Source organism: Pseudoalteromonas sp. TAB23, assembly GCF_000498075.1.
Lineage (GTDB): Bacteria > Pseudomonadota > Gammaproteobacteria > Enterobacterales > Alteromonadaceae > Pseudoalteromonas > Pseudoalteromonas arctica.
Map to the genome: position 1 here is coordinate 1 of NZ_AUTP01000080.1, position 5246 is coordinate 5246.

At 39.4% G+C, this 5246-nt stretch carries 8 protein-coding genes; 5 read left to right on the forward strand and 3 right to left on the reverse strand.

Annotated features, from left to right (window positions below; translation table 11 throughout):
- Nucleotides 1-303: flavoprotein (locus L654_RS0101815; RefSeq protein ID WP_029753462.1), on the reverse strand; the 303-nt coding region annotated here is incomplete at its 3' end.
- Between the two features lie 144 nt (nucleotides 304-447).
- Here L654_RS0101815 and radC point away from each other — a divergent pair.
- The 3 genes from radC to rpmG all read left to right on the forward strand — a co-directional run bounded on the left by radC (nucleotide 448) and on the right by rpmG (nucleotide 1800).
- Nucleotides 448-1122: a DNA repair protein RadC gene (gene radC, locus L654_RS0101820; protein WP_007581936.1), complete on the forward strand. Its 675-nt coding sequence runs from the start codon at nucleotides 448-450 to the stop codon at nucleotides 1120-1122.
- A 274-nt stretch (nucleotides 1123-1396) separates the two neighbouring features.
- Entirely contained in the window at nucleotides 1397-1633 is a 237-nt protein-coding gene (gene rpmB, locus L654_RS0101825) for a 50S ribosomal protein L28 (RefSeq protein WP_004335549.1), read from the forward strand.
- A gap of 11 nt (nucleotides 1634-1644) precedes the next feature.
- A complete protein-coding gene (rpmG, locus tag L654_RS0101830; RefSeq protein ID WP_004335545.1) occupies nucleotides 1645-1800 on the forward strand; it encodes a 50S ribosomal protein L33 in 156 nt (51 codons plus the stop codon).
- A 135-nt stretch (nucleotides 1801-1935) separates the two neighbouring features.
- Here rpmG and L654_RS0101835 read toward each other — a convergent pair whose 3' ends face one another.
- Nucleotides 1936-2862 carry a manganese-dependent inorganic pyrophosphatase gene (locus L654_RS0101835; RefSeq protein ID WP_024607080.1) on the reverse strand — a complete coding sequence of 309 codons (927 nt, stop codon included), beginning with the start codon at nucleotides 2860-2862 and terminating at the stop codon, nucleotides 1936-1938.
- Nucleotides 2863-2980: 118 nt separating this feature from the next.
- Here L654_RS0101835 and L654_RS0101840 point away from each other — a divergent pair, with 118 nt between their 5' ends.
- Nucleotides 2981-3496 (forward strand): hypothetical protein, encoded by a 516-nt coding sequence (locus tag L654_RS0101840; protein ID WP_024607081.1) that lies wholly within the window; start codon nucleotides 2981-2983, stop codon nucleotides 3494-3496.
- Nucleotides 3496-4305 (forward strand): bifunctional DNA-formamidopyrimidine glycosylase/DNA-(apurinic or apyrimidinic site) lyase, encoded by an 810-nt coding sequence (mutM, locus tag L654_RS0101845; protein ID WP_007581941.1) that lies wholly within the window; start codon nucleotides 3496-3498, stop codon nucleotides 4303-4305. The genes L654_RS0101840 and mutM overlap by 1 nt, the downstream gene beginning before the upstream one ends.
- Before the next feature lie 343 nt (nucleotides 4306-4648).
- Here the strand turns inward: mutM and L654_RS0101850 are convergent, their stop codons facing one another.
- Nucleotides 4649-5149 carry a DUF3299 domain-containing protein gene (locus L654_RS0101850; protein WP_007581943.1) on the reverse strand — a complete coding sequence of 167 codons (501 nt, stop codon included), beginning with the start codon at nucleotides 5147-5149 and terminating at the stop codon, nucleotides 4649-4651.
- Between the last annotated feature and the right edge of the window lie 97 nt (nucleotides 5150-5246).

The following is a 5246-nucleotide window of genomic DNA, read 5'->3' on the forward strand; positions in this document are numbered from 1 at the left end:
GGCTGCCATTTTAGCAATAATATTACACGTCGCTGGAGCAACTAAAATTAAGTCAGCCCATTTTGCAAATTCAATATGCCCCATTGAAGCTTCAGCAGAAGGGTCTAGTAATGAGTCAGAGACTGTTTCTCCACTAACGGCTTGCATGGTCAGTGGTGTAATAAAGTGTTTAGCTGATTCAGTCATAACTACTTTTACTTCACAACCAGAGTCTTTTAATCGCCTAACGAGTTCTGCACATTTATAAGCTGCAATACCGCCGGTAATACCTAGTACAATTTTTTTGTTTGTTAAGTTAGTCATGGATGTTCATCAGTTTTTATTAAATATTGGGCTTAAAATAACAAATATTTACCCATACAGCGAAGTTTTTTAATTCGAAATAACAGGCTAAATTTCAAATTTGCATTACATTTATAAGACACTTTCGCCTCTCAAGGATGAATAATGCAACTTACTTCACTACCAAACTCACTTCGACCTCGTGAAAAGCTCATAGCAAAGGGGGCTAAGGCGCTGACTGACGCAGAGCTTCTTGCCATATTTTTACGAACAGGGTTACCGGGAATGAATGTAATTGAGTTGGCTCAGCATTTATTAAACGAAAATAAAACACTTCATAATTTGTTTAATGCCAGCATTGAGGAGTTTTGCTCTCAAAAGGGGTTAGGGACCGCTAAGTATGTTCAGCTACAAGCTGTGTTAGAGCTAAGCCAACGTTATATGCAGGAGCGTTGCCAACGAGACGCCGTGTTTAATTCGCCAAACTCAGTTTACGATTACCTAACAATTCAAATGCGAGGCTTGCAACAAGAAGTATTTATGGTGTTATACCTAGATAGCCAAAATAGATTAGTAAAAGATGAAATACTTTTTTATGGCACAATTAATTCTGCCAGTGTTTATCCGCGTGAAGTGGTAAAGGCTGCGCTTAAAAATAATGCAGCCGCTGTTATTTTTGCGCATAATCATCCAAGTGGTATTGCAGAACCGAGCCAAGCAGACAAACTTATTACTAATAAATTGCAGCAAGCACTGCAATTGGTCGACATAAGTGTGCTCGATCACATCATTGTTGGTGGAGAAACGTGTGTTTCGTTTGCCGAGCGAGGCCTGATTTAGCTTTGTTAGATACAGAAGTGTGTTAAAAATGAGCTGTTTAACGTGTTTTGGCAAATTAGTTTAATTTAAATGCAGTTTTTACTTTCCCTAAGGGCATTCGATCTTTATAATTAGCCGCTATCAAATTTACATATATGAGCTGATTGGATAGATCAGTGTTTGATCTTTGCCTGTAAAAGCTGTATAAAGAGCGCCCTTCGATTTATCTCTAGGGCGGAAATACACGGCCTTAGATTAAATTAAGCTCGAGCGAAGTTATTGGAGATATATAGACATGTCTAAAGTATGTCAAGTTACAGGTAAGCGTCCTGCGGTTGGTAATCACCGTTCACACGCGAGAAACGCGACTAGACGTCGTTTCCTACCTAACCTACAAACACACCGTTTTTGGGTTGAAAGTGAAAAACGTTTTGTAACATTACGCACTACTACTAAAGGTATGCGTATTATCGATAAAAAAGGCATCGACACGGTTCTTACAGAAATCCGTGCTCGCGGCGTTAAAGTTTAAGGATCTGAATCATGCGCGATAAAATCCGTTTAGTTTCAACTGCCGGTACTGGTTTTTTCTACACTACTGACAAAAACAAACGTAACATGCCTGAGAAGATGGAAATCAAAAAGTTTGATCCAAAGATTCGTAAACATGTTCTTTTTAAAGAAGCTAAAATTAAGTAATTTTAGTTCTTTTAGAATTTAAAAACCCAGCTTAGGCTGGGTTTTTTGTTTTTAAAAATATGATTAGTGAATTGATATAAAAAAACCTCGTTGGCATAACCAACAAGGCTTTTAAATCAATAAATGAAAACACAATTAGATTTTTGTGAATGCATCTTGTAGTGGTGGTACTACTTGCTTTTTACGGCTTAGTACACCATCTAACCATACTTTATCATTCTCTGGTTTTACACCGTAAGCCTGTTCAACTAAGTTTGCATCGTCAGATACAATTAGCATTTCTGAGCCTTCTTTCATTATATCGGTAAGCAGTAAAAATACAGAGTGGCGATTACCCTCAACTTTTAGCTTAGCAATATCGGCTGCAAGGTCTGTTTTAATATCGTCAAAAACAGCAAGGTCGATTACTTCTAGTTGGCCAATGCCTACCAGGTTACCGTTCATGTTGAAATCTTTAAAGTCACGCATTACTAAATCACGTGCTGGTGTGTCTTCTACCGCAGATTTAACGCGGAACATATCCATACCCAGTTCTTTAAAGTCTTCTACGCCTGCAATTTCAGCTAGCGCTTCAACACATTTAATATCGGCAGTGGTACATGTTGGTGATTTAAATATGACTGTGTCGCTTAAAATTGCACACATCATAATACCCGCGATGTCTTTAGGGATTTCTACGCTGTAGAAGTCGTACATCATTTTAATAATGGTGTTTGAACAACCAACAGGACGAATCCAACATTCAAGCGGGGTAGATGATGTTAAGTCACCTAATTTGTGGTGATCTACCACGCCAACAACGCGAGCTTGGTCGATATCATCGGGTGCTTGTGTTTTTTCTGTGTGATCTACAATATACACATCTTCACCCGCGTAGCTTAATTTAAGCTCTGGTGCTTCGAAGCCAAATTTATCAAGGATAAATTGAGTTTCAGGTGAAATTTCACCAAGACGAGTTGGAATTGCAGGCTCATCGATTTGGTTTTTTAAATAAGCCAGTGCAATTGCACCACAAATAGAATCTGAATCTGGGATTTTATGGCCCACTACATACATAGACATTGACGGAACTCCTTTAAATTTGCCGATATTCTAACAAAGTCTGCGGCCTTTAACATATAGACAGCGCAATTAAGTTTTAGTTACACTTTAAAATCTTGAATTTACTAGGTGTATTAATATGCGACTGGGCCGTAAAGGTTGGAACAACGTTATAATATTTTCGATGTTGATTATGATCTTCTTCTTAAATGGCTGGCATAAGCAACTTTTGGGAGGGGAGGATAAACCAACATTACAAGCCGTACTCCCCCAGCAAAGTTTTGTACTGACACTGCAATTTGTTGATCAAAAAATTGAGCGAATAGGAACAAGCTGGCGTACAACCCCACTACAAAAAGACATACCGCTTGTGTTGCAAGCATCTGAGCAGCAACTTAGTGATTTAATTAACCAATGGCAAAGCGCGCAGTTAATGGGCGTTAACGAATCTGTTGTTTTTAATCCTAATGCGCCTTTATATGTTGCTACATTTGAGTTGGCTGGCGAGAGTTTACCTTGGGTTTATTTGCTTTATAAAGGCGATGGGCAATATTACTTACTCGAAAAGAGTAGCCAACGAATACTCGCACTCGATTTAAAAACTGCACAGCAGTTATTTCCTAGTTTTGATTTTTCACAAAGTGAGTCTAATTAATGCCTGAATTACCAGAGGTAGAAGTGAGCCGAATGGGCATCACTCCCCACGTACAAAACCAAGTTGTTACAAAGGTAAATATTTATAATGCCAGTATGCGCTGGCCAGTGCCAGATGACGTGTATCAACTTGAAGGGCTAATTGTTACTAGTATTGAACGACGAGCTAAATACTTACTTTTACACTGTGAGCTTGGGAGCACTATTTTACATTTGGGTATGTCAGGTAATTTACGTGTTGTAGATAAAAGTGAGCCGCTTAAAAAGCATGACCATGTAGAGTTTATTTTTGGTAACGGTAAAGCACTGCGCTTAAACGATCCTCGTCGCTTTGGTTGCTGCTTATGGCAAGAGCCAGGTGAAGTGCATAAGCTACTCTCTAAGCTTGGTCCTGAGCCGCTTACCGATGATTTTTTTGCTAAACGCGTGTACGAACAGTCGCGCAATAAAAAAGTACCCGTAAAGCAATTTATTATGGATAACGCAGTGGTGGTTGGTGTTGGTAATATTTACGCGAATGAATCGTTATTTAAAGCGGGTATACATCCAAAGCGAGAAGCGGGAAAAGTATCGCTCAAACGTTATCAAGCACTTATCCCTATTATAAAAGACACGCTTGCTGCGGCCATTATGCAAGGTGGTACAACGCTTAAAGACTTTGCACAAAGTGATGGTAAGCCAGGGTATTTTGCTCAAGAGTTATTAGTATATGGGCGCAAAGGCAAGCCATGTATGACGTGTGAAAACGAATTGGAAGAAATTAGATTGGGGCAGCGCAGTACTATTTTTTGCTCAAATTGCCAAAAGTAGTTATCTAGGGCGTGTTGACCTTTCGTGATTGATTTTGCAGCAGACTGTTTGGTATTTAGGCAAGGCAGAGCCTATGTAGTGTGGTTATTCCCCATAAATTGGCGATAACGCAGCATAAATGCCAAACATGCGCTGCCCTTTGGGTTCTTTCTAGGGGCGATTAACTCTTTGTTGCTCGATTTTTACTTAGCCCGCTAGGTTACAAGCCTCGCGCCGCGATTAAATCGCCCCTAGATTGAACAAATTTCAATCCACAAAGATCAACACGCCCTAGTTATTTGAATTTTATCGATTCTAAATTTAATGATATTTAAGGGCCAGCTTTAAAAGCTGGCCCTTTATTTTAAAGCTCGAACGGTGCTACACCGACCGCTTTCATTTTATATCCTACCTGCGCTATTTCGCCCGACCATGTTTCAGTACTTATTATTCCAGTTACAACAATTGCGTCGTATAGGCTATCTATTGGTACTCCACCTTTAATTGTTACATGGACTATTTGATTTGGCGGTGGTGGTGGTACGTGTATACAGGCGCCAAAATAAGGAACGAGTAAAAACTCGGTAATTACTTCGCTATCGCCCTCAAGTGGCACAACAAAACCTGGCAAACTCACTGATTGGCCATCAAGTGCCTTTACCACTGGAGCATCTAAATCGGGTTGCACCCAGTTTTGATCACTACCTTCGTGATTAGCTTGTGCTTGAGTGTCTATTTGCACGTGGTTTTTAGGGATTAAGTCTTCCCAAAAAATTTCTTTTGGTGGATTAGCATAACTCGCTACGCTTATAAATAATAAGCCAATAGCAGCAATGTACTGAAAAGCTGTTTTAAAAAATGTCATAAAATCCCTAAAAATTATGCTTTTATACTCATACCATCGCTGAGTGAATAAAAATAAGCGCGAGTAGCGGGTATTAAGCCAATAATAAAACCGGCTG